Source organism: Puerhibacterium puerhi, from assembly GCF_009846865.1.
Taxonomy (GTDB): Bacteria; Actinomycetota; Actinomycetes; order Actinomycetales; family Cellulomonadaceae; genus Puerhibacterium; species Puerhibacterium puerhi.
In genome coordinates this window covers 20,898-46,024 of the sequence record NZ_WUWN01000006.1, presented here as the reverse complement: position 1 = coordinate 46,024, position 25,127 = coordinate 20,898, and the positions used below count along the sequence as shown (strand labels likewise).

At 74.2% G+C, this 25,127-nt stretch carries 24 protein-coding genes; 10 read left to right on the top strand and 14 right to left on the bottom strand.

The genetic code is table 11. The annotated features are described in order from the left end of the window. Nucleotides 1–437 precede the first annotated feature (437 nt). Nucleotides 438–1,139 (top strand): histidine phosphatase family protein, encoded by a 702-nt coding sequence (locus GSF02_RS05375; RefSeq protein ID WP_159793533.1) that lies wholly within the window; start codon nt 438–440, stop codon nt 1,137–1,139. Nucleotides 1,140–1,235: 96 nt separating this feature from the next. On the opposite strand, the gene GSF02_RS05370 is transcribed toward GSF02_RS05375, so the two are convergent. Then, nucleotides 1,236–1,763, bottom strand: coding sequence for a VanZ family protein (locus tag GSF02_RS05370; RefSeq protein ID WP_235915383.1), 528 nt, complete (start codon nt 1,761–1,763; stop codon nt 1,236–1,238). A gap of 37 nt (nt 1,764–1,800) precedes the next feature. Between GSF02_RS05370 and GSF02_RS05365 the strand changes: the two genes are divergently transcribed. The 3 genes from GSF02_RS05365 to GSF02_RS05355 all read left to right on the top strand — a co-directional run bounded on the left by GSF02_RS05365 (nt 1,801) and on the right by GSF02_RS05355 (nt 4,796). Then, nucleotides 1,801–2,940 (top strand): threonine aldolase family protein, encoded by a 1,140-nt coding sequence (locus tag GSF02_RS05365; RefSeq protein ID WP_159793531.1) that lies wholly within the window; start codon nt 1,801–1,803, stop codon nt 2,938–2,940. 123 nt (nt 2,941–3,063) lie between these two features. After that, nucleotides 3,064–3,495: an SRPBCC family protein gene (locus tag GSF02_RS05360; RefSeq protein WP_159793529.1), complete on the top strand. Its 432-nt coding sequence runs from the start codon at nt 3,064–3,066 to the stop codon at nt 3,493–3,495. Then, nucleotides 3,495–4,796: a glycoside hydrolase family 3 N-terminal domain-containing protein gene (locus GSF02_RS05355; RefSeq protein ID WP_159793527.1), complete on the top strand. Its 1,302-nt coding sequence runs from the start codon at nt 3,495–3,497 to the stop codon at nt 4,794–4,796. The genes GSF02_RS05360 and GSF02_RS05355 overlap by 1 nt, the downstream gene beginning before the upstream one ends. A gap of 138 nt (nt 4,797–4,934) precedes the next feature. Here the strand turns inward: GSF02_RS05355 and GSF02_RS05350 are convergent, their stop codons facing one another. From GSF02_RS05350 to GSF02_RS05340, 3 genes are all read right to left on the bottom strand, one after another. Next, the gene (locus GSF02_RS05350; RefSeq protein ID WP_159793525.1) at nt 4,935–5,204 is read right to left on the bottom strand and encodes a hypothetical protein; all 270 of its coding nucleotides are present in this window, start codon (nt 5,202–5,204) and stop codon (nt 4,935–4,937) included. Next, nucleotides 5,201–6,463: an inorganic phosphate transporter gene (locus GSF02_RS05345; protein ID WP_159793523.1), complete on the bottom strand. Its 1,263-nt coding sequence runs from the start codon at nt 6,461–6,463 to the stop codon at nt 5,201–5,203. Before GSF02_RS05345 ends, GSF02_RS05350 begins: the two co-directional genes overlap by 4 nt. Before the next feature lie 132 nt (nt 6,464–6,595). Next, on the bottom strand, nt 6,596–8,863 hold the full coding sequence (locus GSF02_RS05340; RefSeq protein WP_159793521.1) for a S9 family peptidase: 2,268 nt from the start codon (nt 8,861–8,863) through the stop codon (nt 6,596–6,598). Between the two features lie 238 nt (nt 8,864–9,101). Here GSF02_RS05340 and GSF02_RS05335 point away from each other — a divergent pair, with 238 nt between their 5' ends. Genes GSF02_RS05335 through GSF02_RS05320 form a run of 4 tightly spaced genes read left to right on the top strand, consistent with a single transcriptional unit; the run spans nt 9,102 to nt 13,398 of the window. Next, a complete protein-coding gene (locus GSF02_RS05335; RefSeq protein WP_159793519.1) occupies nt 9,102–10,604 on the top strand; it encodes a branched-chain amino acid ABC transporter permease in 1,503 nt (500 codons plus the stop codon). Between the two features lie 13 nt (nt 10,605–10,617). Further along, nucleotides 10,618–11,604: a branched-chain amino acid ABC transporter permease gene (locus tag GSF02_RS05330; RefSeq protein WP_159793517.1), complete on the top strand. Its 987-nt coding sequence runs from the start codon at nt 10,618–10,620 to the stop codon at nt 11,602–11,604. After that, complete coding sequence (locus tag GSF02_RS05325) at nt 11,594–12,604, top strand: ABC transporter ATP-binding protein (RefSeq protein WP_159793515.1); 1,011 nt, start codon at nt 11,594–11,596, stop codon at nt 12,602–12,604. Before GSF02_RS05330 ends, GSF02_RS05325 begins: the two co-directional genes overlap by 11 nt. Further along, nucleotides 12,601–13,398 (top strand): ABC transporter ATP-binding protein, encoded by a 798-nt coding sequence (locus GSF02_RS05320; RefSeq protein ID WP_159793512.1) that lies wholly within the window; start codon nt 12,601–12,603, stop codon nt 13,396–13,398. Before GSF02_RS05325 ends, GSF02_RS05320 begins: the two co-directional genes overlap by 4 nt. Before the next feature lie 370 nt (nt 13,399–13,768). Here the strand turns inward: GSF02_RS05320 and GSF02_RS05315 are convergent, their stop codons facing one another. Together GSF02_RS05315 and GSF02_RS05310 are read right to left on the bottom strand one after the other, a co-directional pair. Continuing rightward, nucleotides 13,769–15,052, bottom strand: a complete 1,284-nt coding sequence (locus GSF02_RS05315; protein ID WP_159793510.1) for an ABC transporter substrate-binding protein — start codon at nt 15,050–15,052, stop codon at nt 13,769–13,771. Between the two features lie 176 nt (nt 15,053–15,228). Continuing rightward, nucleotides 15,229–16,071 (bottom strand): aldo/keto reductase, encoded by an 843-nt coding sequence (locus GSF02_RS05310; RefSeq protein WP_159793508.1) that lies wholly within the window; start codon nt 16,069–16,071, stop codon nt 15,229–15,231. A gap of 290 nt (nt 16,072–16,361) precedes the next feature. Between GSF02_RS05310 and GSF02_RS05305 the strand changes: the two genes are divergently transcribed. Both GSF02_RS05305 and GSF02_RS05300 read left to right on the top strand, forming a co-directional pair. Then, nucleotides 16,362–16,565 carry a cold-shock protein gene (locus GSF02_RS05305; protein WP_069982863.1) on the top strand — a complete coding sequence of 68 codons (204 nt, stop codon included), beginning with the start codon at nt 16,362–16,364 and terminating at the stop codon, nt 16,563–16,565. Nucleotides 16,566–16,747: 182 nt separating this feature from the next. Next, nucleotides 16,748–17,584: a hypothetical protein gene (locus tag GSF02_RS05300; RefSeq protein ID WP_159793506.1), complete on the top strand. Its 837-nt coding sequence runs from the start codon at nt 16,748–16,750 to the stop codon at nt 17,582–17,584. Between the two features lie 274 nt (nt 17,585–17,858). Here the strand turns inward: GSF02_RS05300 and GSF02_RS05295 are convergent, their stop codons facing one another. The 8 genes from GSF02_RS05295 to GSF02_RS05260 form a co-directional block, all read right to left on the bottom strand. Continuing rightward, nucleotides 17,859–18,614: an amino acid ABC transporter ATP-binding protein gene (locus GSF02_RS05295; protein WP_159793678.1), complete on the bottom strand. Its 756-nt coding sequence runs from the start codon at nt 18,612–18,614 to the stop codon at nt 17,859–17,861. A gap of 89 nt (nt 18,615–18,703) precedes the next feature. Next, a complete protein-coding gene (locus tag GSF02_RS05290) occupies nt 18,704–19,672 on the bottom strand; it encodes an amino acid ABC transporter permease (RefSeq protein WP_159793504.1) in 969 nt (322 codons plus the stop codon). A 124-nt stretch (nt 19,673–19,796) separates the two neighbouring features. Next, nucleotides 19,797–20,738 (bottom strand): ABC transporter substrate-binding protein, encoded by a 942-nt coding sequence (locus GSF02_RS05285; RefSeq protein WP_159793502.1) that lies wholly within the window; start codon nt 20,736–20,738, stop codon nt 19,797–19,799. A gap of 205 nt (nt 20,739–20,943) precedes the next feature. Next, the gene (locus tag GSF02_RS05280) at nt 20,944–21,111 is read right to left on the bottom strand and encodes a methionine/alanine import family NSS transporter small subunit (protein WP_159793500.1); all 168 of its coding nucleotides are present in this window, start codon (nt 21,109–21,111) and stop codon (nt 20,944–20,946) included. After that, nucleotides 21,108–22,730, bottom strand: coding sequence for a sodium-dependent transporter (locus GSF02_RS05275; protein WP_159793498.1), 1,623 nt, complete (start codon nt 22,728–22,730; stop codon nt 21,108–21,110). Before GSF02_RS05275 ends, GSF02_RS05280 begins: the two co-directional genes overlap by 4 nt. Nucleotides 22,731–22,823: 93 nt before the next feature. After that, nucleotides 22,824–24,026 carry a DNA glycosylase AlkZ-like family protein gene (locus GSF02_RS05270; RefSeq protein ID WP_159793496.1) on the bottom strand — a complete coding sequence of 401 codons (1,203 nt, stop codon included), beginning with the start codon at nt 24,024–24,026 and terminating at the stop codon, nt 22,824–22,826. A gap of 1 nt (nt 24,027) precedes the next feature. Beyond that, the gene (locus tag GSF02_RS05265; RefSeq protein ID WP_159793494.1) at nt 24,028–24,762 is read right to left on the bottom strand and encodes an LmeA family phospholipid-binding protein; all 735 of its coding nucleotides are present in this window, start codon (nt 24,760–24,762) and stop codon (nt 24,028–24,030) included. Further along, nucleotides 24,759–25,124 (bottom strand): STAS domain-containing protein, encoded by a 366-nt coding sequence (locus GSF02_RS05260; RefSeq protein WP_159793492.1) that lies wholly within the window; start codon nt 25,122–25,124, stop codon nt 24,759–24,761. Before GSF02_RS05260 ends, GSF02_RS05265 begins: the two co-directional genes overlap by 4 nt. Between the last annotated feature and the right edge of the window lie 3 nt (nt 25,125–25,127).

The window sequence follows — 25,127 nt, the reverse complement described above, 5'->3', positions numbered from 1 at the left end:
CTCGCTCCGCCGCGCCGGCCCCGCTCCGCCGCGCCCAGCCGGCGCCGGCCGGGCGGGACAGCCCGCCCAGCGTCGCGACCCGCCGGGCCCGGCTACGCCACGTCTGTTCGGTGATTCGTTGGCTGATCGGTGATCCGGATCGCCGATCAGCCAACGAATCACCGAACAGACGTGCCGGGCGCGTGCGGCCGCCGCCAGCGGCCGGGCGCGGGCGGCGGCCCCGCAGGCTGCGCGGCGCGGGCGCCAGTCCTGCCGACTGCGCGGCTCGTGCGAAGCGCCGGCGGCCGACGCATGCAGCCCCCTCCCGCCGCGCGCCCCCTCCGCACCCGCGCCGCGCAGGCTTCCGCCGCCGTTCGCCGTCCGGCAACCGGGCCGCCGCCGGACGGCCACCGACACCTGCCTACGGTCGCGGCGACCGCATCGACGAAGGGACCACGATGACCCTCACGCTCACGCTCGTGCGCCACGGGCAGACCCACTTCAACGCCCGCCGCCTGCTCCAGGGCAGCAGCAACTCCCCGCTGACCCGCACCGGGCAGGAAGGCGTGCGCACCACGGCTCGCCACCTGGCCGGCACCGAGTTCACCGCCGCCTACTGCTCGCCGGCCGGCCGGGCCGTCACCACGGCCGTCGAGATCCTGCGCCACCACCCCGACCTGCGCCTGCGCGTCGACAAGGACCTGCGCGAGTTCGACTTCGGCACCTTCGAGCGCAAGCCCGAGCACGAGCTCGAGGCCGTCGAGCCGTGGGCCGACCTCATCGCCGGCGTGCTCGCCGAGTCCCACCCGGGCCTGCCGCGGGGCGAGTCGGGCGCCGAGTTCATGGGCCGCACCCGTGACGTGTTCGCCCGCATCGCGCAGGCCCACCCGGAGGGCGAGGTGCTGGTCGTCGGGCACGGGCTCACGCTGGGCGCGTACCTGTGGACGCTGCAGCCGACCGGGCTGGTGCCGCTGCCGAACGCGTCGGTGTCGCGGGTGCGCGTGCACCCCGACGGCACGACGGAGGTCCTGGAGATCGGCCGCGACGTCGCCGGCCACGGGGTCGCGGCACGGGTGCCGGCCGCGATCGCGCGGACCGTCGGCGCGGCGCCGCAGCCCGAGGCCCGCGTGGTCCCGACGCCGGAGCCGGCCGCCGTCTGAGCGGCCGACGTCGGACCGCTCAGCGCTGGACCAGCCGCGGGTCAGCGCTGGACCAGCCGCGGGTCAGCGCTGGACCAGCCCCGGACCGGCCCAGGGTCAGCCGTGCACCGGGCCGGCGGCCCGGCCTCGCACCGCCGCACGCCGCCCGACGGCGGCCGCCGCACCGGCCGTCACCAGCGCGCCCAGCAACCCGCCGGCGGTGTTGAGCACGAGGTCCTGGACCGTGCTCACCCGGCCCGGGATCGCGAGCTGGGACAGCTCGATCGCCGCCGAGAACGCGCCCGCGACCACCGTCACCGGCAGCACGAGCCGCCACGCCGCACCCGCGGCGCCGGCACCCGTGTCGGCAGCCCCGGCGCCACCGCCCGCCGACCGGCGTCGGGCGCCCCACCACAGCAGCAGCACGAGCACCCCGAACGGCACGAACATCACGAGGTTCGACGCCGCCTCGAGGAACGCCACGGTCAGCGAGATCCCCACCGCGCCGGCGGCCCGGACCACGCCCACGGCCCAGGAGGGCACCGACGTCTGCTCGAGCTGCGGCCACATCGTCAGGCACAGGACGGCGGCCAGGTAGACCACCAGGGCCGTGCGCAGGGCGAGGGTCCAGCGGCGATCGAGCACGGCCGCCACCCTATGCGCCCGGGCCTAGGCTGAGCCCGTGACGTCGTCGAGCACCCCGCTTCCGCCCTTCGCCTCCGACAACTACGCCCCCGCGCACCCCGACGTGCTGGCCGCGGTGGCCGCCGCCAACGAGGGGTACGCCGTCGCGTACGGCGACGACCCGTGGACGGCGCGCCTGGCGGAGCGGGTGCGCGAGCTGTTCGGCCCGACGGCGGTGGCGTTCCCGGTGCTCAACGGCACGGGCGCGAACGTGATCTCGCTGATGTCGGTCACGCCGCGCTACGCGGGCGTGGTCGCCTCCGACCTGGCGCACATCAACACCGACGAGAACGGCGCCCCCGAGCGCGTCGGCGGCCTCAAGCTGCTCACCCGCCCCACCACCGACGCGCGGCTCAGCGTCGACGACGTCACCGCGTGGGCCGGCGAGATCGGCGCCGTGCACCGCGCCCAGCCGGCCGTGCTGTCGCTGACCCAGTCCACCGAGCTCGGCACCGTCTACCCCGTCCAGGACCTCAAGGAGCTCGCCGCCGCGGCGCACGAGCTCGGCATGGCCGTGCACATGGACGGCTCGCGCCTGGCCAACGCCGCCGCGGCGCTCGGCACGAGCCTGCGTGCCCTGACCACCGACGTCGGCGTCGACGTGCTGTCCCTCGGCGCGGCCAAGAACGGCGGCATGATCGGCGAGGCCGTGGTGGTGCTCGACGCCGAGGGCGCCGGCCCCGGCGGGGCCGCCGCGGCGCGTGCCGTGCCGTTCCTGCGCAAGGCGTCGATGCAGCTGGCGTCCAAGGCGCGGTTCGTCTCGGCGCAGCTGCTCGCGCTGTTCGGCGAGCCGGGCGCCCCGGTGGGCACCCCGGCCGGGACGGACGCCCCGTCGTCGGGCGCCCCGCTGTGGCTGCGCAACGCCGCCCACGCCAACGCGATGGCCGCGCGGCTGCGGGCGGGCGTCGAGGCGCTCGACGGCGTCACGGTCACGCGCCCGACCGAGGCCAACGCCGTCTTCGCGACGCTGCCCCGCGACGCGGCCGAGCGGCTGCGTGCCCGCGCCCGCTTCTACGACTGGGCCGACGGCGAGGCGCGCGACCGCGTCGAGGTGCGCTGGATGTGCTCGTGGGACACCTCGGAGCAGGCCGTCGACGGGTTCGTCGCGGCGCTGGCCGAGGAGCTCGCCCGGGGCTGACGGCAGGGGTCCGGGCGCCGTCGACGACGATGCCCCGGGCACCCTCGCGGGCGCGACCGGGGTCACACCGTCCGGGGCCTGGGACGCCGCGCCGATTCGGCCGCGCCGGTCTACCGTCTCTGCATGACCGACCGCCACATCGCGACCGCCACCACCTTCGTCGCCGAGCCGCCCGAGCGGGTGTGGGCCGAGCTCCACCACCCCGGGGCGCGGTGGATGCTGGGGGCCAACATCGAGTCCGACTTCCAGCCGGGTAGCCCCATCACGTTCGAGGGGCACTTCTTCGGCCGCCGCTTCCAGGACCACGGCACGGTGATCGCCTACGAGCGCCCGCACCTGGTCCACTTCACGCACTTCTCCCCGCTGTCCGGGCTCGAGGACGTGCCCGAGAACTACCACGACATCCGCATCGAGCTGGACCCCGCCGACGGCGGCACCCGGGTCACGGTGGTGCAGGAGAACATCGACACCCCCGAGCACGCCGCGAACAGCCAGCTCCAGTGGGAGCAGGCGCTCGGCACGCTGGCGCACTCGGACGGGGCACGCCGGCGCTGATGCGGCGCGGGGACGGCCGTACGCCCGGGGCCGAGCGTCCCGGGCGCGCCCGCGCACGCCGGCGGCCGACGACGGTCGCCGCGGTCGCCGGGCTGGCGCTCGTCGCGCTCGGCGGCTGCACCGGAGGCGGCACCGCCGCGCCGACGCCGGCGGGGTCCGCGTCGTCCGGGTCCGCGTCGTCGGGCCCGACGGCGGGACCCACCGCCACGCCGTCGGCGACGCCGTCCGCCACGCCGTCGAGCGCGGCCCCCTCGCCCAGCCCGTCGGCGACCCGTGACCCGCTGGCCGGCTGGACCCTCGAGGAGAAGGTGGGCCAGCTGCTCATGGTCGGCGTGAACGTGGCCCGCCCGGGCGCCGCCACCCGCGCGGCGCTCGTGGAGGACCACGTCGGCGGGCTGTTCCTGCACGGCCGGTCGCAGGCGAGCGTCGAGGCGGTGCGCGAGCTGGTGGACGGCTACCGCACCGACGCTCGGGAGGGCTCGCGGGCACCGCTGCTGGTCTCGACGGACCAGGAGGGCGGGCAGGTCCAGGTGCTCCAGGGACCAGGGTTCTCCCGGATCCCGAGCGCCGTCGCTCAGGCCGGGCTCGACCCGGCCGCGCTGCGCGCCGACGCCGCCGGGTGGGGCGGCGAGCTGCGCGCCGCGGGCGTGGACGTGAACCTCGCGCCGGTGGCGGACCTGGTGCCCGAGGGCTCCGCGGCGGCCAACCCGCCGATCGGTGCGTTCGACCGCTCCTACGGCTTCACGCCCGCCTCCGTCGTGGCCGGGGCGGGTGCGTTCGCCGGCGGCATGCTGGACGCCGGCGTGGTGCCCACGATCAAGCACTTCCCCGGCCTCGGGCGGGTGGGCGCGAACACCGACACGAGCGCCGGGGTCACCGACGAGGTCACGACGGCGGACGCGGAGTCCGTGGACGTGTTCCGCGAGCTCGTCGACGCGGCGCCGGGCGCGTGGGTGATGACGTCGACGGCGGTCTACGCCCGGATCGACGACGGGGCGCCGGCGGCGTTTTCCCCCGCCGTCGTGGACGGCCTGCTGCGCGAGAAGCTGGGGTTCGACGGCGTCGTCGTCACCGACGACCTCTCCGCGGCCGAGCAGGTGCAGGCCTGGTCGCCCGGTGAGCGGGCCGTGCGGGCGATCGCGGCGGGCAACGACGTCGTGCTCGCGTCCGCGCGGCCGGGCGTGGTCGACGAGATGGCGGACGCCCTGGTGGACCGGGCCGAGGAGGACCCGGCGTTCGCCGAGCAGGTCGACGAGGCGGCCCGCCGCGTCCTGGCGTCCAAGGCGTCCCTGCCCCGCTGACGCGCTGACCTGCTGTCCTGCTGGCCCGCTGCCGCCCGCGCCGGGAACGCCGAGATAGAGAGGCCCCGCGCCGAGATAGAGAGGCCCCGCGCCGAGCTCTCTATCTCGGCGAGGGGCCTCTCTATCTCGGCGGGAAGGTCAGTGGCCGCCCGTGACCAGGAAGGTCAGGCCCAGCGCCAGCACGCCGACGACGACGCCCAGGCACAGGGTCGCGCCGACCACCCGCGGGACGGAGCGCCGCACCGGCTGCGCGGCCCCCTCGGCGCCGTCGGCCGCACCCGCCGCCCCGGCGGCCGGCTGGGTCAGCAGCCGCAGGCCCAGGGCGAACAGCGCCGGGATCCCGGCGCCCACCACGAGGCCGGCCACGGCCACCTGGGCGAGCGCGCCCCACTCGATGAAGTCGCTCATGCGTGCACGTTCTCCTTGGTCGTAGCGGCGTCGGTCGTGGCGGCGTCGACCACGGCGGCGAAGGCCTCCGGGTCGGTGAGGGGCGCGACCGCCGGAGCGGCGGTGGCAGCACCCGCGGCGGCAGCCTCCGCGGGGGCGGCCACGGCGTCGCCCTCCCACTCGTCGTTGACGTTGGTGTGGTCCACCGGCTTGCGGCGCGAGGCGAGCCAGATCGCGGTGGACGAGGCGACGAGCACGAACGCCACGGCGAGCACGCCGGCGGTGCCGCCGAGGCCGGCCTCGAGCCAGTGGCACAGCGCGCCGACGAGACCGGCGGCCGGGAGCGTGAGCAGCCAGGCCACGACCATGCGGCCGGCCACGCCCCAGCGGACCTTGGCGCCCGGCATGCCGACGCCGGAGCCGAGCACCGAGCCGGTGGCCACGTGGGTGGTGGACAGCGAGAAGCCGAAGTGGCTGGACAGCAGGATGACGGCGGCGGAGGACGTCTCGGCGGCCATGCCCTGGCGGGTGTCGATCTCGACCAGGCCCTTGCCCAGCGTCCGGATGACGCGCCAGCCGCCGAGGTACGTGCCGACGGCCATGGCCAGGGCGCAGGAGACGATCACCCAGAACGGCACCCCGGAGTCCTCGGGCACCGCGCCGCCGGCGATGAGCGCCAGCAGGATGATGCCCATCGACTTCTGCGCGTCGTTGGTGCCGTGCGCCAGCGAGACCAGCGACGCCGAGCCCACCTGGCCCCAGCGGAAGTGCCGGCTCGTGGTGTCCTGCGGCAGCCCGCGCGTCAGGCGCGCCACGAGCCACGTGCCGGCCGCCGCCACGCCGATCGCGATGGCCGGGGCGAGCAGCGCGGGCACCAGCACCTTGGACAGCACGCCGGTCCACAGCACGCCGCTGGTGCCGACGGCGGCCAGCACGGCGCCGATGACGCCGCCCACCAGGGCGTGCGACGAGCTGGACGGCAGGCCGAGCAGCCAGGTGACGAGGTTCCAGACGATGCCGCCGACCAGGCCGGCGAACACGACGGGGAGGGTGATGACGTCCGCGTCGACCAGGCCCTTGGCGATGGTGGCCGCCACGGCCAGCGACAGGAACGCGCCCACGAGGTTGAGCACCGCGGACAGCGCGACGGCTGTCTTGGGCTTGAGCGCACGGGTGGCGATGGAGGTGGCCATCGCGTTGCCGGTGTCGTGGAACCCGTTCGTGAAGTCGAACGCGAGGGCCGTCACGACGACGAGCACCAGGAGGATCGTCTCGGTCACGAGTCACCATGGTGGGGCGGGCGCAGGTCACACCGCGCACGTTTGCCCAGGTCGCGCCCCAAGGTTCCGCGAGAGTTCACCTGTTGTTCATGTTGATGCCGACGCTCGGCCCGTCCCGCCGGGTACGCGCGCTCAGCCCTCGGCCAGCCCCAGCACGCCGAGCAGCCAGGCGTTCTCCCAGGCCACCTGCTCCCAGCGCGCGTACCGGCCGGAGACGCCGCCGTGCCCGGCCGCCATCTCGATCCGCAGCAGCACCGGCGCGCCGGCCGCGCGCAGCCGCGCCACCCACTTGGCGGGCTCGACGTACAGCACGCGGGTGTCGTGGAACGACGTCGTGGCCAGGATCTGCGGGTAGTGCGCGGCGTCGTCGGGCACGTTCTCGTACGGCGCGTACCCCTTCATCACCGCGTAGATCTCCGGGTCGTGCAGCGGGTCGCCCCACTCCTCCCACTCGGTGACCGTCAGCGGCAGCGTCGGGTCCAGCATCGAGGTCAGCGGGTCGACGAACGGCACCGCCGCGTGGACGCCGGCGAACAGGTCCGGCGCGAGGTTGACCACCGCACCCATGAGCAGGCCGCCCGCGCTGCCGCCCTCGGCGACCATGCGCCCCGGCGCCGTCCAGCCCGCCGCGACGAGGTGGCGGCCGACAGCGACGAAGTCGGTGAACGTGTGCGGCTTGGCGGCCATCTTGCCGTCGTCGTACCAGCGCCGACCCAGCTCGCCGCCGCCGCGCACGTGCGCGACGGCGAACACCACGCCGCGGTCCAGCAGCGACAGCCGCGGCACCGAGAACCACGGGTCCATCGAGTACTCGTACGAGCCGTAGCCGTACAGCAGCAGCGGCGCCGGCTCCGCACGGGTGCCCGCGCCGTCGAGCGTCACGGCGTCGCGCCGCCACACCAGCGACACCGGCACCCGCGTGCCGTCCTCGGCGGTGGCCCACTCGCGCAGCTGCACGTAGCGCTCGGGGTCGTAACCGCCCAGCACCGGCTGCCGCTTGAGCAGCGTCAGCTCGCCGGTGGCGAGGTCGAGGTCGTGCACGCCCGGCGGCGTCACGAACGACTCGGTGACCACGCGCACCGTCGGCTGGTCCCACTCGGGGCTGGCGCCGAGGCCCACGGTGAACAGCGGCTCGTCGAGCTCCAGCTCGCGCACCGGCAGCGGCTCGGGCACGTCGGTGGGCACGACGCCGGACGCCGCGTCGAGCGCGGCGGCGCCGACGGCCGCGCGGGCGAGCGCCGCGACGTCGACCACGCCGACGCGCGTCAGCGCCTCGCGCCGGTAGCCGAGCACCACGTGGGTGGCGAAGGCCTCGACCGCGTCGAGGCGGACGGCCGGGTCGTGGGACAGCACGACGACGGCGTCCGCCGGGTCGAGCGGCGCGCCCGCTCCGGGGACCGGCGTCACGACCAGCTCGAAGTTCACCGCCCCGTCGTCGTGCAGCACGAGCAGCACGTCGCGCCCGGCGCCGTCCGCGTCGCCCGGCAGCACCGCGTGCTCCACGGTGTACTCCACGCCCTCGCGCCGGGCCCAGACCACCCTCGGCTCCGCCTCGGGCTCGGCGACGTCGATCAGCCGGACCTCGCTGGTGAGCTTCGCGGCGGCCTCGATGACCACGAACCGCTCCGAGCGGGTGACCCCCACGCCCACCCAGAAGCGCTCGTCGGGCTCGTGGAACACCACGACGTCCTCGCTCACCGGGGTGCCGACGCGGTGGCGCCACACCTTGTCGGGCCGCCAGGCCTCGTCGACGGTCAGGTAGAAGACGTACGCGCCGTCCGGGGTGAACGTCGCGCCCGGTGCTGTGTCCTCGACGACGTCGGGCAGCTCCTGGCCGGTGGTCAGGTCGCGCAGGCGCAGCGTGTACCGCTCGTCGCCCTGGGTGTCGACCTGGTACAGCAGCCGGGAGCCGTCGGCGGAGACGTCCGACCCGCCGAGGGAGAAGAAGTCGTGCCCGCGCGCCTCGACGTTCTCGTCCAGCAGCACCTGCTCGCCGGCCGGGACCTCGCCGGGCTCGACGCGCGGCGGCGTCCGGTCGCCGGCCTGCGCGACGGGCACCCGCGCGTGGATCGGGTACTGCTGCCCCTCCACCGTGCGCGAGTAGTACCAGTAGCCGCCCTGCCGCACGGGCACGGACAGGTCCGTCTCGAGCGTGCGCTCCTTGATCTCGGCGAAGAGCCGCTCGCGCAGCGGCGCCAGGTGCGCCGTCTGCGCCTCGGCCCAGGCCGTCTCCGCCTCGAGGTGGGCGACGACGGCGGGGTCCTCGCCGTCGCGCAGCCACTCGTAGTCGTCGGTGAACGTGTCGCCGTGGTGGGTGCGCGTGGTGGGGCGGCGCTCCGCCACGGGGGCGGCCGCCGGGGCGGCGGGCTCGGGCTGGAGGGCGGTGTCGGCGTCGGGCACGCGGCCAGGCTACGCGGCGGCGCCGTCGCGCTCCCCCGCAGCGGCCCGCCCTGCCGGCCGGCCCGACTCACGCACGTGACATGCCCGTGTCATGCCGGTCACACAGCGTTCCTACACTCGCGCCACGCTCGCTGCGGTACATGCCCCCTTCAGACCCGCTGAACGGACCGCTGGCCGCGGGCGCAGCCCCGGGAGACCCCCGAGGCGGAGGACGACTCGACGACGGAGGACCCCGCCGATGACAGCGGACCGACCGACCTGCCGCCCACGGGCAGGCACCCGGGGGCGACGCCTCCTGATCTTCCTCGCGGCCCTGGCCGCGCCCGCGCTGCTCGCGGTCGCGCCGGCGCAGGCGGCCACGGCGGCGACGGACGCCACGACGGCGGCCGCCGCGGCCGCCGCGTGCCGGCCCGACGACGCCACCGCGTGCGTCGCCGTCCTGGTGCTCGGGGCCGAGAACGCCCGGGTGCCCGACGCGCAGGCCACGATCACCGGCCCGGGCGGGTTCACGGCGGACGTGACGACGGCTGCCGACGCCGTGGCCGCCGTCGCCGTCCCGCAGCCGGGCACGTACACGGTGGAGCTCGACCCGGCCACGCTGCCGGACGACGCCCCGCTGCCGGACGGCGCCGCGACCACCGTCGAGGTGACGGCGCAGACCGGCTCGACGGCGCGGGCCGCGTTCCGCGTCGGCGAGGCCGCCGCCGCGCCGGCGCCCTCTGCGACGGCGTCGGGCCTTGCGTCGGGCTCGGGGTCGGGCTCGGGGTCCGGCTCGGCGTCGTCCGCGGCGCCGGGCGGCACGGCCGCCGACGACGCCGGCGGCGCCGCGTCGGAGGGCGACGCCGCGACCGGCTCGATCACCCCGGCCCAGGTGTGGCAGCAGCTCGGCTCGGGCCTGCGCTTCGGCCTGCTGCTGGCCCTGGCCTCCGTGGGGCTGAGCCTCATCTACGGCACGACCGGCCTGTCGAGCTTCTCGCACGGCGAGCAGGTCACCCTCGGGGCGCTCATGGCCTTCGTGACCATCAACGCCTGGGGGCTGCACCCGGTGCTCGGCGGCATCGTCACCGTAGCCGTGTGCGCCGCGACGGGCTGGCTGCAGGACGCCGGGATCTGGCGGCCGCTGCGCAGGCGCGGCACGCCGCTGACCCAGCTGATGATCGTGACCATCGGCCTGTCGATCACCCTGCAGTTCCTCATCCAGCTGGTGATCGGCGGCGGCTCGCAGCGGATCCTCACGTCGAACCCGCGCCCGGTGACCGTGGGGCCGTTCACCCTGACCGAGGCCTCGTGGTGGGCCATGGGCATCGCCCTCGTGGTCATCCTCGGCATCGCCGCCTTCCTCACCCGCACCCGCATCGGGCGGGCCACGCGCGCCGTGTCCGACAACCCGGCGCTGGCGTCGGCCACCGGCATCGACCCGCACAGGATCGTCCGGATCGTCTGGGTGATGTCGGCCGGCCTGGCCGGCCTCGCGGGCATGCTGCTCGGCATCGTCTTCGGCTCGTTCAACTGGATGATGGGCATGCAGATGCTGCTGCTCATGTTCGCGGCGACGACGCTCGGCGGGCTGGGCACCGCCTACGGCGCGCTCGTCGGGTCGATCGTCATCGGGCTCGTCGTCGAGCTGTCCAACCTCGTCCTGCCGAGCGACCTGCGCTACGCCTCGGCCCTCGTGATCCTCATCCTCGTCCTCCTCGTGCGACCCCAGGGCATCCTCGGGCGCCGCGAGCGGATCGGCTGAAAGGGGCCTCGCCATGGAGTGGAGCCGCATCCTCACCCAGGTGCTCGGCGAGCTGGTCGCCCCGACCACCGCCGCGTACGCGCTGGCCGCCATCGGCCTCAACCTGCACTTCGGCTACACGGGCCTGCTCAACATGGGCCAGGCCGGGTTCATGCTGCTCGGTGCCTACGGGTTCGCGATCGCCTCGATGCACGGCGCGAGCGTCGTCGTCGCGCTGCTGGTCGCGATCGCCTGCGGGGCGGTCTTCGCCGCGGTCCTGGGCATCCCCACGCTCAAGCTGCGGGGCGACTACCTCGCCATCGTCACGATCTCGGCCGCGGAGATCATCCGCATGGTCGGGCGGTCCACGATGTTCGACGACTGGACCGGCGGGTCCTCCGGCCTGCGCGGGGACCAGTACACCGCGGGCTTCCAGGCGCTGTCGCCGCTGCCGGACGGGCGCACCACCATCGGCCCGCTGACCTACCTCAACAACGGCTTCGACTCCTGGTGGCTGCGGCTGGTCGCCTGGGGCGTGGTGGCCCTGGCCGTCGTGTTCGTCCTGCTCGTGACCCGCAGCCCGTGGGGCCGCGTGCTCAAGGGCATCCGCGAGGACGAGGACGCCGTGCGGGCCCTGGGCAAGAACGTGTTCGCGTACAAGATGCAGGCGCTGGTGCTCGGCGGCGTGATGGGCGCCCTGGCCGGCGTGCTGTACACGCTGCCGCGGTCCGTGCAGCCCGACGGCATGGGCCGGTCGATGACGTTCTTCGTCTGGACCGTGCTGCTGCTCGGCGGCGCCGCCACCCTGTTCGGGCCGGTGCTCGGCTCGATGCTGTTCTTCGCCCTGTACATGCTGCTGCGCGCGGGCATGCGCGTGGCCCTGCCGGACGGGTTCGTCTCGGCCACCCAGATCGAGCAGATCGGCGGCATGCTCGTCGGCGTCACGCTGATGGCGCTGGTGATCTTCCGACCACAAGGGATCCTCGGGAACCGGAAGGAGCTGGCGTTCGATGTCCGCTGAGATGTCCTCCCCGACGACGGCGGTCGAGGCCGCCGCGGCGGCCGCCGCCGACCCGGCCTCGGCCGAGGCCGTGCAGGTAGCGCGCGACCTGACGTTCGTCGAGCCGCGCGTGGGCGTGGCCAAGCCCGACGCCGTCCTGGTCGTCGACGGCGTGCAGCGCCGCTTCGGCGGCATGACCGCCGTCGACGTCGACCACCTGGAGGTCCAGCGCGGCGCCATCACCGCGCTGATCGGCCCCAACGGCGCCGGCAAGACCACCCTGTTCAACCTGCTCACCGGCTTCGACACCCCGAACCAGGGCAGCTGGACGTTCGACGGCCGGTCCCTGGCCGGCAGGTCCGGCGCCGCCGTGGCACGGGCCGGCATGGTGCGCACGTTCCAGCTCACCAAGGCGCTGTCGCGCCTGACGGTGCTGCAGAACATGCTGCTGGCCACGCCGCGGCACCCCGGCGAGCGGCTCGGGCTGTCCTGGCTGCCGTTCCTGTGGCGCGCCCGCGAGCGCGAGGCCACCGAGAAGGCGCTGGAGATCCTGGCCCGGTTCAAGCTGGACGCCAAGAAGGACGACTTCGCCGGCGCGCTGTCCGGCGGCCAGCGCAAGCTGCTGGAGATGGCCCGCGCGCTGATGACGGACCCGACCGTGATCATGCTCGACGAGCCGATGGCCGGCGTGAACCCGGCCCTGGTCCAGTCGCTGCTCGGCCACGTCCAGGCGCTGCGCGACGAGGGCATGACCGTGGTGTTCGTCGAGCACGACATGCACGCGGTGCGGCACATCTCCGACTGGGTGGTGGTCATGGCCGAGGGCCGGATCGTCGCCGAGGGGCCGCCCGGCACCGTGATGCAGGACCAGGCGGTGGTCGACGCCTACCTCGGCGCCCACCACGACACCGACCTCGGGGACGACGCCCTGCTCGACCCCGCCGTGCTGGCCCGGCTCGAGGCCGAGGCGACCGGCCGGCAGAGCGCCCCAGAGACCGACCACCAGGAGGAGCAGCGATGACCGAGACCGCCACCGCCCCGGCGTCGGGCGCCGCACGGCCCGCGGCCGAGCCGCTGCTGCGCGCCGACCGCCTCGTGGCCGGCTACGTGCCCGGCGTGAACATCCTCGACAGCTGCTCGATCGAGGTGGGCAAGGGCGAGCTCGTGGGCATCATCGGCCCCAACGGAGCCGGCAAGTCCACGCTGCTGAAGTCCCTGTTCGGGCTGGTGCGGATCCACTCCGGGTCGGTCACCCTGGGCGGGGAGGACATCACGGGGATGCGGGCCGACCAGCTCGTGGCCCGCGGCGTCGGCTTCGTGCCGCAGACCAACAACGTGTTCCCCTCGCTCACCGTCGAGGAGAACATGCGCATGGGCGTCTACCTGCGGCCCAGGGCGTTCCAGGAGCGCTGGGGGTTCATCACCGACCTGTTCCCCACCCTCGGCGAGCGCCGCGCCCAGCGGGCCGGCGCGATGTCCGGCGGCGAGCGCCAGATGGTCGCCATGGCCCGGGCGCTGATGATGAACCCGTCGGTGCTGCTGCTCGACGAGCCGTCCGCCGGACTGTCCCCCGTGCGCCAGGACGAGACGTTCCTGCGCACCCGGATGATCAACAAGGCCGGCGTCTCGGTGGTCATGGTCGAGCAGAACGCCCGCCGCTGCCTGCAGATCTGCGACCGCGGCTACGTGCTCGACCAGGGCCGCGACGCCTACACCGGGACCGGGCGGGAGCTGCAGTCCGACCCCAAGGTGATCTCGCTGTACCTCGGCACGCTGGCCGAGGACGTCGAGAGGGCCTCCGGCCCGGCCGCCTGAGCCGGGCCCGCCCGGCGCGCCACGACGACGGCGCCGCACCCCTCGCGCGGGGGGGTGCGGCGCCGTCGTCGTCCCCCCGCTTCCCCGCCCCGCCGCTCCCCCGCCCTCCGCCCCTCAGGGTTGTCAGAACCAGCGCACGCCATAGCCCACCCTCGTACTGACAACCCGAGGGAGCCGCAGCCCTGTCAGAACCAGCGCACGCCATAGCCCACCCTCGTACTGACAACCCGAGGGGGCTGCCGGCGCGTCAGGGCCGGGGCACGGCGAACGGCCCGGCCGCCCCCTCGGGGCGACCGGGCCGTTCGTCGTCAGCGAGCCGTCGTCAGCGAGCCGTCGTCAGCGACCTGTCGTCAGCGACGCGACGACGGGGTCAGCCGACGCTGCCCTCGATGGCACGCGTCCACGACACGGTGTTGTCCGCCGCGTAGGCGTAGACACCGATGAACGCCGAGGACGGGTCGTTGTCCGCGTTGAGCGGGCCGATGCCCGACTTGCCCGTGTACTGGATCTCGTCGCCCGACTCGAGCGCGTCCACGCACTCGGCGAACGTGGTGCACTCGGTGCCGCCCTCGGAGCCGGAGACGGCCTGGATGTTGTCGGAGATCGTCTGGCCGTCGGTGGCGCCGCCGCGCACCGCGGCGAGCGCCGCGAGCATCACGGCGTCGTACGACTCGGCCGCGTACGAGAAGTCGCTCAGCGGCTCGCCCTCGTTCTCCTCCCACCAGCCGGAGACGGCCTCGCGGAACTCGCCCTCGGCCTGCGCGCCCGGGATGGTGCCGACGACGCCCTCCAGCGTGCCCGGGTCGAACTGGTCGGCGTACGAGGCGGTGTTGCCGTCGCAGAAGTACGTGGTGCCGTTGAAGTCCCAGCCCTGGGCCACCAGCTCGTTGACGATCGCGACGGTCTCCTCGAACGCGACCACCACGATCGCGTCCGGCTTCTGGGCCAGCGCCGCCGTGACGATGGCGGAGAAGTTCGACTCGCCCGGCTGGAACTCCTGCCCGGCGCCGGTCGCGCCGTAGACGACGGAGCCGCCGCCGGCCTCGATCGCCTTCTGCACGTTGTCGCGCAGGCCGGTGCCGTACGACTCGTTCTGGGCCAGGATCGCCACGTTGGTGTGGCCGTCGTCGAGCACCAGCGACCCGAGCGCCGAGCCCTGCACGGTGTCCGGCGGGGCGGTGCGGCTGAACAGCGGGTTCACACCGGACAGGTCGGTGGCCGTGTTGGCCGGGGAGATCTGCATGACGCCGGCCTCGTTGAGGGTCGGCTGCACGTTCTGCGACACCGAGGACGACGCGGCGCCGATGACCACGGACACGCCCTGGCCGATGAGGTCGGTCGCGGACTGGGAGGACACCGTCATGTCGGTGCTGTCCCCGGAGTCGGCCTGCGTGAGCTCGACCTCGCTGCCGAGCACGCCGCCGGCCTCGTTGATCTCGTCGACGGCGAGGCCGACGCCGGCGATCTCCGGCGGGCCGAGGAAGGCGAGCGTGCCCGTGACGGGCAGCAGGGTGCCCACCTTCAGCGGGTCGGCGGCGGCGCTGGAGCTCGCGCCCCCGGTCCCCTCCTCGGTGGAGCTGGAGCAGGCCGCGAGGCCCAGGCTGAGGACCGCGGCGAGCGCGAGCCCCCTGGCGGCCGTGGTGCGTCGGATCATGCTGGTTCCCTTCGGCGGGGTGCCATGTCCAGGCGGCGAATGCCGCATGTAGTGGCGCTGAAGGTAGCCAGCGTGTGTGTCGCCCGTGTGTCGCCTGCGTCACGTCTGCGGTCGTGACGAGACCGTGACACGAGCGGGCCCGACGCCGGCGCACCGGCGTCGGGCCGGGGGCACGGTCAGCGGTACTGCGTGAACTCCGCCGTGCGCGGGTCGGCGCCGATGCGCCCGGCCTCGCCCTGGTCGAGCCCGTCGATGCGGGCCATCTGCTCGTCGCTCAGCTCGAACGAGAACAGGTCGATGTTGGTGGCCTGACGCTCGGACGACATCGACTTGGGGATGACCACGCGACCCTGCTGCACGTGCCAGCGCAGCACCACCTGGGCCGGCGTCACGCCCAGCTGCCCGGCGATCTCGACGATCACCGGGTCCTCGAGGTCGCCGCCCTGGCCGAGCGGCGAGTAGGCCTCGACGACGATGCCGAGCTCGCGGCAGCGCTCCTGGACCTCGCGCTGCTGGAAGGTGGGGTGCACCTCGATCTGGTTCACGGCCGGCACGACGTCGGTCTCCTCGACGAGCCGGTCGAGGTGCTCCACCAGGAAGTTCGAGACGCCGATCGAGCGCACGCGCCCGTCGGCGAGCAGCTTCTCGAACGCCTTCCAGGTCTCGACGTACTTGTCCTGCGCCGGCGACGGCCAGTGGATGAGGTACAGGTCGACGACGTCGAGGCCGAGCGCGCGGCGGGAGTCCTCGAACGCCGCCAGGGCCGAGTCGTGGCCCTGGTCGCCGTTGCGGAGCTTCGTGGTGACGAACAGGTCACCGCGGTCCAGCCCGCTCTCGGCCAGGGCCGCGCCGACGCCGGCCTCGTTGTAGTAGGCGGCCGCGGTGTCGACGTGCCGGTAGCCCAGCCCGAGGGCGGAGCGGACGTTCTCCTGCGTCTCGACGTCGGGCACCTGGAAGACGCCGAGACCGACCTGCGGGATCTGGACACCGTTGTTCAGGGTGAGGGAAGGGACGCTCATGGGTCCCAGGGTGGCCGCCGTCGGGCGTGCGCGCCAGACGGAACGCCGTGCGGCGAATCCGCTGGCAGGGAAATTCGCGCCGGGGGCTGGCGACGGTGGGTCCGGTCGCGTAGCGTTACCGCCGTTGCAGTGTCTTGCTTGTCCCGGACCGTTCTCGGTCCTGCGTCGGAGGCCGCGCCGTAGGAGCGCGCGGCGGACGGCGAACCTTGTCTGACCAAGAGTTGACGACGAACACCGTGATGGAGCGGCCCCGGAAGTCGGGGTCGTCACTCTTGAAGGAGACAGGTTCCATGGCTTTCGGAACTGTGAAGTGGTTCAACGCTGAGAAGGGCTACGGCTTCATCGCCCCCGAGGACGGCTCGGCTGACGTCTTCGCCCACTACTCGGCCATCCAGTCGAGCGGCTACCGCTCGCTCGAGGAGGGTCAGCGCGTGGAGTTCGACACCACGCAGGGCCCGAAGGGCCCGCAGGCGGAGAACGTCCGCCCGCTCTGATCCACCCCGCCGGGCTCGTCCCGGACACGGATCGTGACGACGGCCGGTCGCCCAGCAGGGCGGCCGGCCGTCGCCGTGCCCGGCCGCGTGACCGTGGCCGCGTGACCGGGCGCGCGCCCGTGGCGGCACCCGCCCGTGGCCGCGCCCGGGAACCCCTCGGGGCCCGACGGCGTTGCACCGGTATGGGATTCCTCGACCGCCTTCTCGGTCGCGAGCCTCGCGACCAGCGCTACGGCTCCGCCACCGCACCTGCCGGCGGCGGCTACCCCGGCCAGGGCTACGCCCCGGGCAAGCCCGGGTACGGCACCACCGCCGGTCAGCAGCCGGCGGGCAGCCCGGCCGCCCCGACGTCGGCCGGCACCGCGTCCGGCCGCAGCGCCGACGACGTCGCGATCGAGCGCTACCGGTACCTGCTGCGCACCGCCCCGCCGGACGCCGTCGAGCAGGCGCACGCCGAGGCCTTCGCCCAGCTGACGCCGGAGCAGCGCCGCCGCGTGCTCGCCGAGCTCGGCTCGACGCTGCCGCCGGCCGAGCGCGCGACGTCCGACGACCCGCAGTCGCTCGCCCGCATGGCGACCCGCGCGGAGATGCGCAACCCCGGCACCCTCGAGCAGACGTTCCGGGGCCGCCAGGGCGCCGGGGCGATGGGCGGCCCGAGCTTCGGCTCGATGGTCGGCTCCAGCCTGCTCGGCACCGTGGCCGGCGTCGTGATCGGCTCCGCGGTGGCCAACATGCTGTTCGGCCCGGCGTTCGGCGACCCGTCGCAGGACTTCGCCGGCGACCAGGACGCGTCGGGCGACGCCGGTGACGGCGGGGACGGCGGCGATGCCGGCGGGGACGCCGGGGACGGCGGTGGCGGTGGCGATGCCGGTGACGCCGGCACGTACGAGGCGTCCGACGCCGGGGCGGACGCCGGCGGCGACGCCGGGGGCGGGTTCTTCGGCGGCGACTTCTTCGGCGGTGGAGGCGACTTCGGCGGCGGGGACTTCGGTGGAGACTTCGGGGGCGGCGACTTCTGAGGCATCGCCGCCCTCGAGAACGGGTCAGGCCCGGGTGCGCACCGCGCACCCGGGCCTGGCTCTTTCCCCGAGATAGAGACGTGGGCCGCCCCGAGAGAAATCCCCCCCCGGGGCCCTCGCAATATCGGGGGGCCCTCTTCCCCGGTGATCGCGCGGTCGTCCGCCTGGTTCTTGCGCCCCGGCCGGGGACCTCTCTATCTCGGCGGACGACCTCTCTATCTCGGCGGAGGAGCTCTCTATCTCGGCGGGAGAGCTCTCTATCTCGGCGGGAGGGTCACAGGACGTGGGCCAGGAAGTCCTTCGTCCGCTGCTCGCGCGGGGCGTCGAGCACCTGCTGCGGCCCGCCCTCCTCGACGATCACGCCCTCGTCCATGAACACGACGTGGTCGGCGACCTCGCGGGCGAAGCCGATCTCGTGGGTCACCACGATCATGGTCATGCCGTCGCGGGCGAGGTCCTTCATCACCGCCAGCACCTCGCCGACCAGCTCGGGGTCGAGCGCCGACGTCGGCTCGTCGAAGAGCATCAGCTCGGGGTCCATCGCGAGGGCCCGGGCGATCGCCACGCGCTGCTGCTGGCCGCCGGAGAGTTGGGCCGGGTAGTGGTCCACCCGGTCGGACAGCCCCACGCGGTCGAGCAGCTCGAGCGCCCGGGTGCGGGCCGCCGCCTTGCTCAGCCCGCGCACCTGGACGGGCGCCTCCATGACGTTCTCCAGCGCCGTCATGTGCGGGAACAGGTGGAAGCGCTGGAACACCATGCCGATGCGCTCGCGCTGCTTCGCGATCACCTTCGGGTGCAGCCGGTGCACGGTGCCGCCGTCGTCGCGGCGGTAGCCCATGAGCTCGCCGTCGACGACGACCGAGCCGCCCGTGATGTCCTCGAGCTCGTTGATGCAGCGCAGCAGCGTGGACTTGCCGGAGCCGGACGGGCCGAGGATCACGGTCACCGACCCGCGGGTGACCGTGAGGTCGACGCCCTTGAGCACGTGCAGGGAGCCGAACTCCTTGTGCAGCTCGCGGATCTCGACCATCGGCCGCTGCGCCGTCGCCGCCGACCGGGCGGAGGCCGCGGAACCGGCGGGCTGGGTGCCGGCCGGCTGGGCGGGCACGTTGGGCGTCGTCACGGGGTCACCTCCGAGAAGGGGTCGGTCGTGGTGCCCGACGCCTTGATCAGGTCCTGCTTGTTCGGGCGGCGGCGCTTGCGCCCCAGCCGGCCGCCGCCGGGCGAGGTGCTGAAGCCGCGGCCGTAGTACTGCTCGAGGTAGTGCTGGCCCACCATGAGGATCGACGTGATGACCAGGTACCAGATCGCGGCGATCACCAGGAACGGCACCGGCAGGAACAGGCGGTTCCCCATCGCGTTGGTCGTGTAGTACAGGTCCATCGTGAACGGCACGGCCACCACCAGCGAGGTGGTCTTGAGCATGGAGATCGTCTCGTTGCCGGTGGGCGGCACGATGACGCGCATGGCCTGCGGCAGCACGATGCGGCGCAGGATCTTCGAGTCCTTCATGCCGAGCGCCTTGGCGGCCTCCGTCTGCCCGGTGTCCACCGAGTTCAGCCCGGCGCGCACGATCTCCGCGAGGTAGGCCGCCTCGTTGAGCGACAGGCCGATGAGCGCGAGCCAGAACGCGCTGATGACGTCCTTGGTGGAGAACGAGAAGAACTCCGGGCCGAACGGGACGCCCAGGCTCAGGCGCGGGTACAGCACCGCCAGCAGGCCCCAGAAGACCAGCTGGGTGTAGATCGGGGTGCCGCGGAAGAACCAGATGTACACCCAGCTCACCCAGCGCATCACCGGGTTGTCGCTGCGACGCATCACGGCCAGCGTCACGGCCAGGACGATGGCGACGAGCATGGAGCCTGCCGTCAGCAGCAGGGTCCAGCCGATGCCGCGGAACACGAGCACGTCGCGCAGGTACGTCCACACGATGTCCCAGCGGAAGTTGGTGTTCGTGACCAGGCCGTTGATCGCCATCGCGGCCAGCACGAGCACGACGATCGCCGAGATGATGCGGCCCGGCCGCGGCACGGGACGCGCGTGGATGCGGTTGGGGACCGGGTCCCGGTGGGACTGCGGGTCGCTCATGGCGGCCCTCCTTCGTGCTCGTCGCGCCCGGCACCGCAGGCGCCGGATCTGCTCATGGTCTGCCGACGGCGCGGTCCTCGCGCGGGCGGGCGGGCGCCCGTCCGCGCGAGGACCGCGCGGCGCGTCAGCCGACGTTCGGGTTGACCTCGGCCGTGCTCAGGCCGCCCTCGCCCTGGCCCCAGGCGTCCAGGATCTGGGTGAACGTGCCGTCGTCCATCAGCTTCTGCAGCGCCGCCTGGACCGCCGAGGCGAGCTCGGGGTCGTTCTTGGCGACCACGACGCCGTACGGGGCGGCGTCGTCGATGCCGCCAAGCTGCTCGACCTGGCCGTTGGTCTGCTCGACGGCGTAGGCCACGATCGGCGAGTCGGCGTACATGGCCTGCAGCTTGCCGCCGGCGAGGTTGGTGGTGACGTCGGCCTGCGAGTCGTACGGCAGCAGGTCGATCGCCTCGTTGCCCGCGGCCTCGCAGCTCTTCGAGACCTCCTCGAGCTGGTCCTGCTGGATGGTGCCGGTCTGGACGCCGACGGTCACGCCGCACAGGGCGTCGCCCGCCACGTCGTCGGCCTTGATGCCGTCCGGGTTGCCCTTCTGCACCGCCAGCGCCGAGCCGGCCGTGAAGTAGCTGACCATGTTGACCTGCTTGAGGCGGTCCGGGTTGATCGTGAAGGACGAGATGCCGGCCTCGTACTTGGAACCGATGGCCGGGATGATCGAGTCGAACCCGGCGTTCTCGATCTGCGCCTCGAGGCCCATGGTCCGGGCGACGGCGTTGATGATGTCGATGTCGAAGCCGACCGGGGTGCGGCCGTCGGCGGCGACGAACTCGTTCGGCGCGTACTCGAGGTTCGAGGCGACGGTGAGCGTGCCGTCCGAGGAGATCGCCTCCGGCACCATCGCGGCGACGGCGTCGTCCTTGGCGATGCTCGAGGTGTCGAAGCCCTGCGCGGACGCGCTGGCGCTGCCGGAGGCGTCGCCCGACCCGGCGTCCTGGGACGCCGAGGTGCACGCACCGAGGGCAAGGGTCATCGCCGCGAGCGCGGCGGCAGGGAGGGCGAGCTTGCGCATGTCAGTGCTCCGAGTCGGTCGTGAGGTGGTGACGCGACCGCCCGCCTGGCGCCGCCCCTGCCCGCGGGCGGGCGTGGGGTCGGCGCACCGGCACCCGCCAAATCTCTGTCGTCAGGGGAGCAGAGGACCCGACGGCGCGACAGCGCCATGCATGAGTATGCATCCGAGGTTGAACATTCTCAAATTGCGGTGCGACCCACACCTGTCAGGTGTCGCGGATCCCCGGGGCGTCGTCGTCCCGGTCGTCGTCCACGCCGCCGGCCGGGTAGTCCGTCCGCTCCGGTCGCCGGCCGATCGCCACGATGCTGACCGCGAGACCGCCCCAGACGATCACGAGCGCCAGCACCAGCAGCACCGTCGCCGCGCCGCTCATCGCCGACCCTCCTTCCCGGCGTCCGTCGCGCCGGGACGCCTCTCGTCGGCCCCGCTGGCCGCGCCACCGGTGGTCGCGCCGATCATGGGCCACGGCTCGAACACGTCGGGATCGACCCGCCAGCGGATCCGCGCGAAGACGAACGCGCCCACGACCAGCACTCCGATCATGCCCCAACCGAACACGTTGAGGTACCAGGTGGCGTAGCCCTCGTAACCCTCGGCGACGAGCGAGACGATCCGGGACACCAGCATGAAGGCGAGGACGAACGGCACCACGACCCCGACGCAGGCGTACCACCACGGGCCGACCTGCGTGGTCGAGACGGCGTTGAGGTGCGCGCGCAGCAGCGGCGCCCGGCGCAGCACCCACACCACGAGGATGCAGGTCAGCACGGCCGACGCGACGATGCCGACGTTGTTGGCCCAGTTGTCGATCGTGTCCAGGGCGACCAGCCCGGTGGTGGTGCCCATGCCCACGATCGACAGCACGGCCGCCACGATGCCGATCCGCACCGGCGCCTGGCGGCGGCTGAGGCCGAACTTCTCCTGGAAGGCGGCCGAGACCACCTGCAGGATGGAGATGAACGACGTGAACCCCGCGATCGCCAGGGAGCCGAAGAAGAGGCAGCCGAACAGCGGCCCGGCGGGCATCTGCGAGACGATCGTCGGGAACGTGACGAAGGACAGGATCGGCCCCGTGAGGCCCTCGATGTCGCCGACCGCCACGCTCTGCTGGTGGGCCAGGAACCCGAGCGCGGCGAACACACCGATGCCGGCGAGGATCTCGAAGCTGGAGTTAGCGAACGCCACCACGAGCCCCGGCGAGGTCAGGTTCGCCCGGCGCCGGCGGTACGAGGAGTAGGTGATCATGATGCCGAACGCCACGGACAGCGAGAAGAAGATCTGTGCGTAGGCGGCGATCCACACGTCCGCGTCGCCGAGGGCTGCCCAGTTCGGGGTGAACAGCGCGTCGAGACCGTCGGTCGCGCCCGGCAGGGTGAGCGAGCGGACCACGAGGATCCCGAAGCCGACCACGAGCAGCGGGATGAAGATGACGTTGGCCCGCTCCAGGCCCTTGGCCACGCCGGCGACGAGCACGCCGATGGCCACGATCCACACGAGCACGAGCGGCACCAGCACGGCGGGGACGAAGTCGAGGGAGACCCACGGGTCCGCCCCGCCGACGTCGGCGAGCTGCAGGTAGCTGCCGGTGAAGAAGCCGGCCGGGTCGTCGCCCCAGCGCAGGTCGAAGGAGTAGACGAAGAAGCTCAGCGCCCATGCCACGACCGCGGCGTAGTAGACGGCGATGACGAAGCTGATGAGCACCTGGAACCAGCCGAGCGGCTCCAGCCAGCGCGCCAGGCGCCGGAACGCCGTGGGGGCCGAGCCCCGGTAGCGGTGCCCGACCGCGTAGTCGAGCAGCAGGATCGGGATCCCTGCGGTCAGGAGCGCCACGAGGTACGGCACCAGGAACGCGCCGCCCCCGTTCTCGTACGCGACGCCGGGGAACCGCCAGATGTTCCCCAGCCCGACGGCGGACCCGATCGCGGACAGGATGAACCCCGTCTGGCCGGTCCACTGCTCGCGAGGCTTGCCCTCGATCGTCGTGCTGCTCACACGCCAGACCCTTCCGTGCTCGTCACAGCCGGCTCAACGCCTGTCCACATGCTGGACAGGCGCTGAGCGGGCTGCGACGGCGCGCCAGGGCGGTCAGCCGCGCCGCAGCTCGAGCCCCCACCACGCGGCGGCCTCCGCGGCGCGCGCGGCCAGCGCGGCCTCCTCCGCCGGCGACGGCGGCCGCGCCCACACGGTGGCGACCTCGAGCCGCCGCGGGCCGGCGCTCCACCGCCAGCGCCCGGCCACGAGCCCGTCGACGGCCAGGACGTGCAGCAGCGCGGGCCGCGCCGCGAGCGGCTCCTCGCCGGCGACGGGGTCGCGCACGACGAGGCGGGAGGGGCCGTAGCCGACGAACAGCTCGTCGTAGCCCTGCATGAGGTCCACCCCCGGGCCGGCGCCGTCGGTGGCCGCGTCCTCCCCGGCCGCGTCGACGACCTCGGCCAGCCCGTGCAGCGTCAGCCCCTCGAGCGCGCCGGTGCCGGGCGCGTCGACGACCGCGCCCGGCTCGGCCTCCCGCAGCAGGTCCAGGCCGCGGCGGAGCTCGGTCAGGGTGAGCCCCGACCACTGGGCCGCGTCCTTGACGGTGGCCCACGCCCGCCCGCGCAGGTAGCCGCGCCACAGCGTGACGAGCGCCGCGTCGCGGTCGAACCGCTCGCCGAGCGGCCCGTACCCCGGTGCCACGCGGTCGTCGAACGCCGCGTAGGTGTGCTGGCGTCCGCGCAGCGGCCCGCTGATGACGGCGCGGCGCAGCTCCGCGGTCATGAGCACCTGGCCCACCTCGAACCCTGTCGCGCCCGGGGCGAGCAGGCCGCGTGCCACGAGCCCGTCCTTCACCTCGGCCCGGGTCAGCGGGCCGGCGGCGACGAGGTCGGCGACGGCGTCGAGGCAGCGGGCCGGGTCGGCGATCCCGTGGGCGCGCTCGGTGGACGCGGTGGTGCGCAGCACCCGCGCGGCGGTGAGCTCCAGCAGCCAGCGGGCGTCGCCGGGCAGCAGCAGGTGCCAGGTGGGCCGCAGCACGTGCGTGCGCAGCACCGCCCCGGCGTCGAAGTCCGCCACCGACGCGGCGGCGTCGGGTCGGGCGGCGGGCGCGACGCGCCGGCCGGCGCCCCACAGCGCGGGGAGGAACTCCTGCCCCTGCACGGCCAGCAGGTGCCCGACGACGGCGGGCAGCGTGGGCAGGTCGGGCCGCGCGAGCCGGTGGGCGGCCAGGCGGGCGCGGCGGACGGCGTCGACGCCGAGGGCGCCGGGCGGCGTGCCCGCACCGGGCGCGCCCCCCGTCGCCGCGCCGCGGGGCACGTCAGCCCTCCGCCGCCAGCGACGCGAGGTCGACGTCCTGCGCGGCCAGGGCGATCCGCAGCCCCTCGGGCTCGGCCGCCACCGACCGCAGCGCGACGCCGGCGGGCAGGTCCAGCGGCACCGCGATCTGCCGCACCCGGTCGCCGAGCCCGCCCGGCAGGTCGTCGGGGTCCAGCCGGGCGCCGGCCACGGTGACGGACCGGACGTCGAGGGTCACCGTGGACTCGTCGGTGACGGTCGGCACCGCCGTCGCCCCGACGTCGACCGTGGCGCCCAGCACGGTGGCCGGGAAGGTGACCTCCAGCGCGCCGGCGCCGTCCTCGGCGGGCTCGGCGGCGCCGACGCTCACGTCCGCGCCGACCTGGTCGGCCAGGGCCGCCTGGACGGACGCGTAGGTGAGCACGCCGTCCGCCTGCGCCGCGGAGGCGTGGTACGGCGCGCGCGGCTCGAGGTCCGACGTCGCGAACCGGACGTCGCGCAGCTCGTACGTGCCGAACGTGCCGGACCGCATCGTCCCCGTGACGTCGTCGAGGCTGCCGGCGGCGAGCTGGGTGAGGAACGGGAAGCCGTGCACGGACACGTCGGCGCCGGTGACCCCCTCGCCGCGCGTCTCGAGCGCCTGGGCGGCCGCGTTCCCGGCGAACCACGCGGCGGCGCGGTCGGCCGCGACCAGCAGCGCGGCGAGCACCAGCAGCGTGACGAGCGCGCGCACCCATCCCCGGCGGGGACGGCTCACGGGGCGCTCTCGGCCGTGCGGGTCACCGGGATGCGCCCGCCGATCCCCACCATGTCGAGCACCTCGACGACCGCTTCGGAGGGGTCGCGCAGGCTGACCGGTGTGCCCGTCTCCTGGCCCAGGACGTAGACCTGCAGGATGAACGCGACGCCGGAGGAGTCGATGAACGTGACGTCGCGGGCGTCGACGACGACGGGGCGGCCGGACCCGTGCGCGGCCAGGGTCGCCATCGCCTCGCTCGCCGCCTCGCGCAGCGACGCGTCGACCTCGCCCCACAGCGTCACGAGCGTGCCGCCCGGCGTGGACGTGCACGTGATCCCGGACCCCGTCTCGGTCCGCTGCTCGTTCTCGTCCAGGTCCATGTG

Excerpts from the sequence above, each read along its gene's own strand:
- GSF02_RS05335 (WP_159793519.1), top strand. The coding sequence starts at position 9,102 with ATGACAGCGGACCGACCGACCTGCCGCCCACGGGCAGGCACCCGGGGG.
- GSF02_RS05300 (WP_159793506.1), top strand. The coding sequence starts at position 16,748 with ATGGGATTCCTCGACCGCCTTCTCGGTCGCGAGCCTCGCGACCAGCGC.
- GSF02_RS05310 (WP_159793508.1), bottom strand. The coding sequence starts at position 16,071 with ATGAGCGTCCCTTCCCTCACCCTGAACAACGGTGTCCAGATCCCGCAG.
- GSF02_RS05325 (WP_159793515.1), top strand. The coding sequence starts at position 11,594 with ATGTCCGCTGAGATGTCCTCCCCGACGACGGCGGTCGAGGCCGCCGCG.
- GSF02_RS05280 (WP_159793500.1), bottom strand. The coding sequence starts at position 21,111 with ATGAGCGGCGCGGCGACGGTGCTGCTGGTGCTGGCGCTCGTGATCGTC.
- GSF02_RS05355 (WP_159793527.1), top strand. The coding sequence starts at position 3,495 with ATGCGGCGCGGGGACGGCCGTACGCCCGGGGCCGAGCGTCCCGGGCGC.
- GSF02_RS05330 (WP_159793517.1), top strand. The coding sequence starts at position 10,618 with ATGGAGTGGAGCCGCATCCTCACCCAGGTGCTCGGCGAGCTGGTCGCC.
- GSF02_RS05375 (WP_159793533.1), top strand. The coding sequence starts at position 438 with ATGACCCTCACGCTCACGCTCGTGCGCCACGGGCAGACCCACTTCAAC.
- GSF02_RS05305 (WP_069982863.1), top strand. The coding sequence starts at position 16,362 with ATGGCTTTCGGAACTGTGAAGTGGTTCAACGCTGAGAAGGGCTACGGC.
- GSF02_RS05285 (WP_159793502.1), bottom strand. The coding sequence starts at position 20,738 with ATGCGCAAGCTCGCCCTCCCTGCCGCCGCGCTCGCGGCGATGACCCTT.
- GSF02_RS05315 (WP_159793510.1), bottom strand. The coding sequence starts at position 15,052 with ATGATCCGACGCACCACGGCCGCCAGGGGGCTCGCGCTCGCCGCGGTC.
- GSF02_RS05320 (WP_159793512.1), top strand. The coding sequence starts at position 12,601 with ATGACCGAGACCGCCACCGCCCCGGCGTCGGGCGCCGCACGGCCCGCG.
- GSF02_RS05260 (WP_159793492.1), bottom strand. The coding sequence starts at position 25,124 with ATGGACCTGGACGAGAACGAGCAGCGGACCGAGACGGGGTCCGGGATC.
- GSF02_RS05295 (WP_159793678.1), bottom strand. The coding sequence starts at position 18,614 with ATGGTCGAGATCCGCGAGCTGCACAAGGAGTTCGGCTCCCTGCACGTG.
- GSF02_RS05290 (WP_159793504.1), bottom strand. The coding sequence starts at position 19,672 with ATGAGCGACCCGCAGTCCCACCGGGACCCGGTCCCCAACCGCATCCAC.
- GSF02_RS05350 (WP_159793525.1), bottom strand. The coding sequence starts at position 5,204 with ATGAGCGACTTCATCGAGTGGGGCGCGCTCGCCCAGGTGGCCGTGGCC.
- GSF02_RS05360 (WP_159793529.1), top strand. The coding sequence starts at position 3,064 with ATGACCGACCGCCACATCGCGACCGCCACCACCTTCGTCGCCGAGCCG.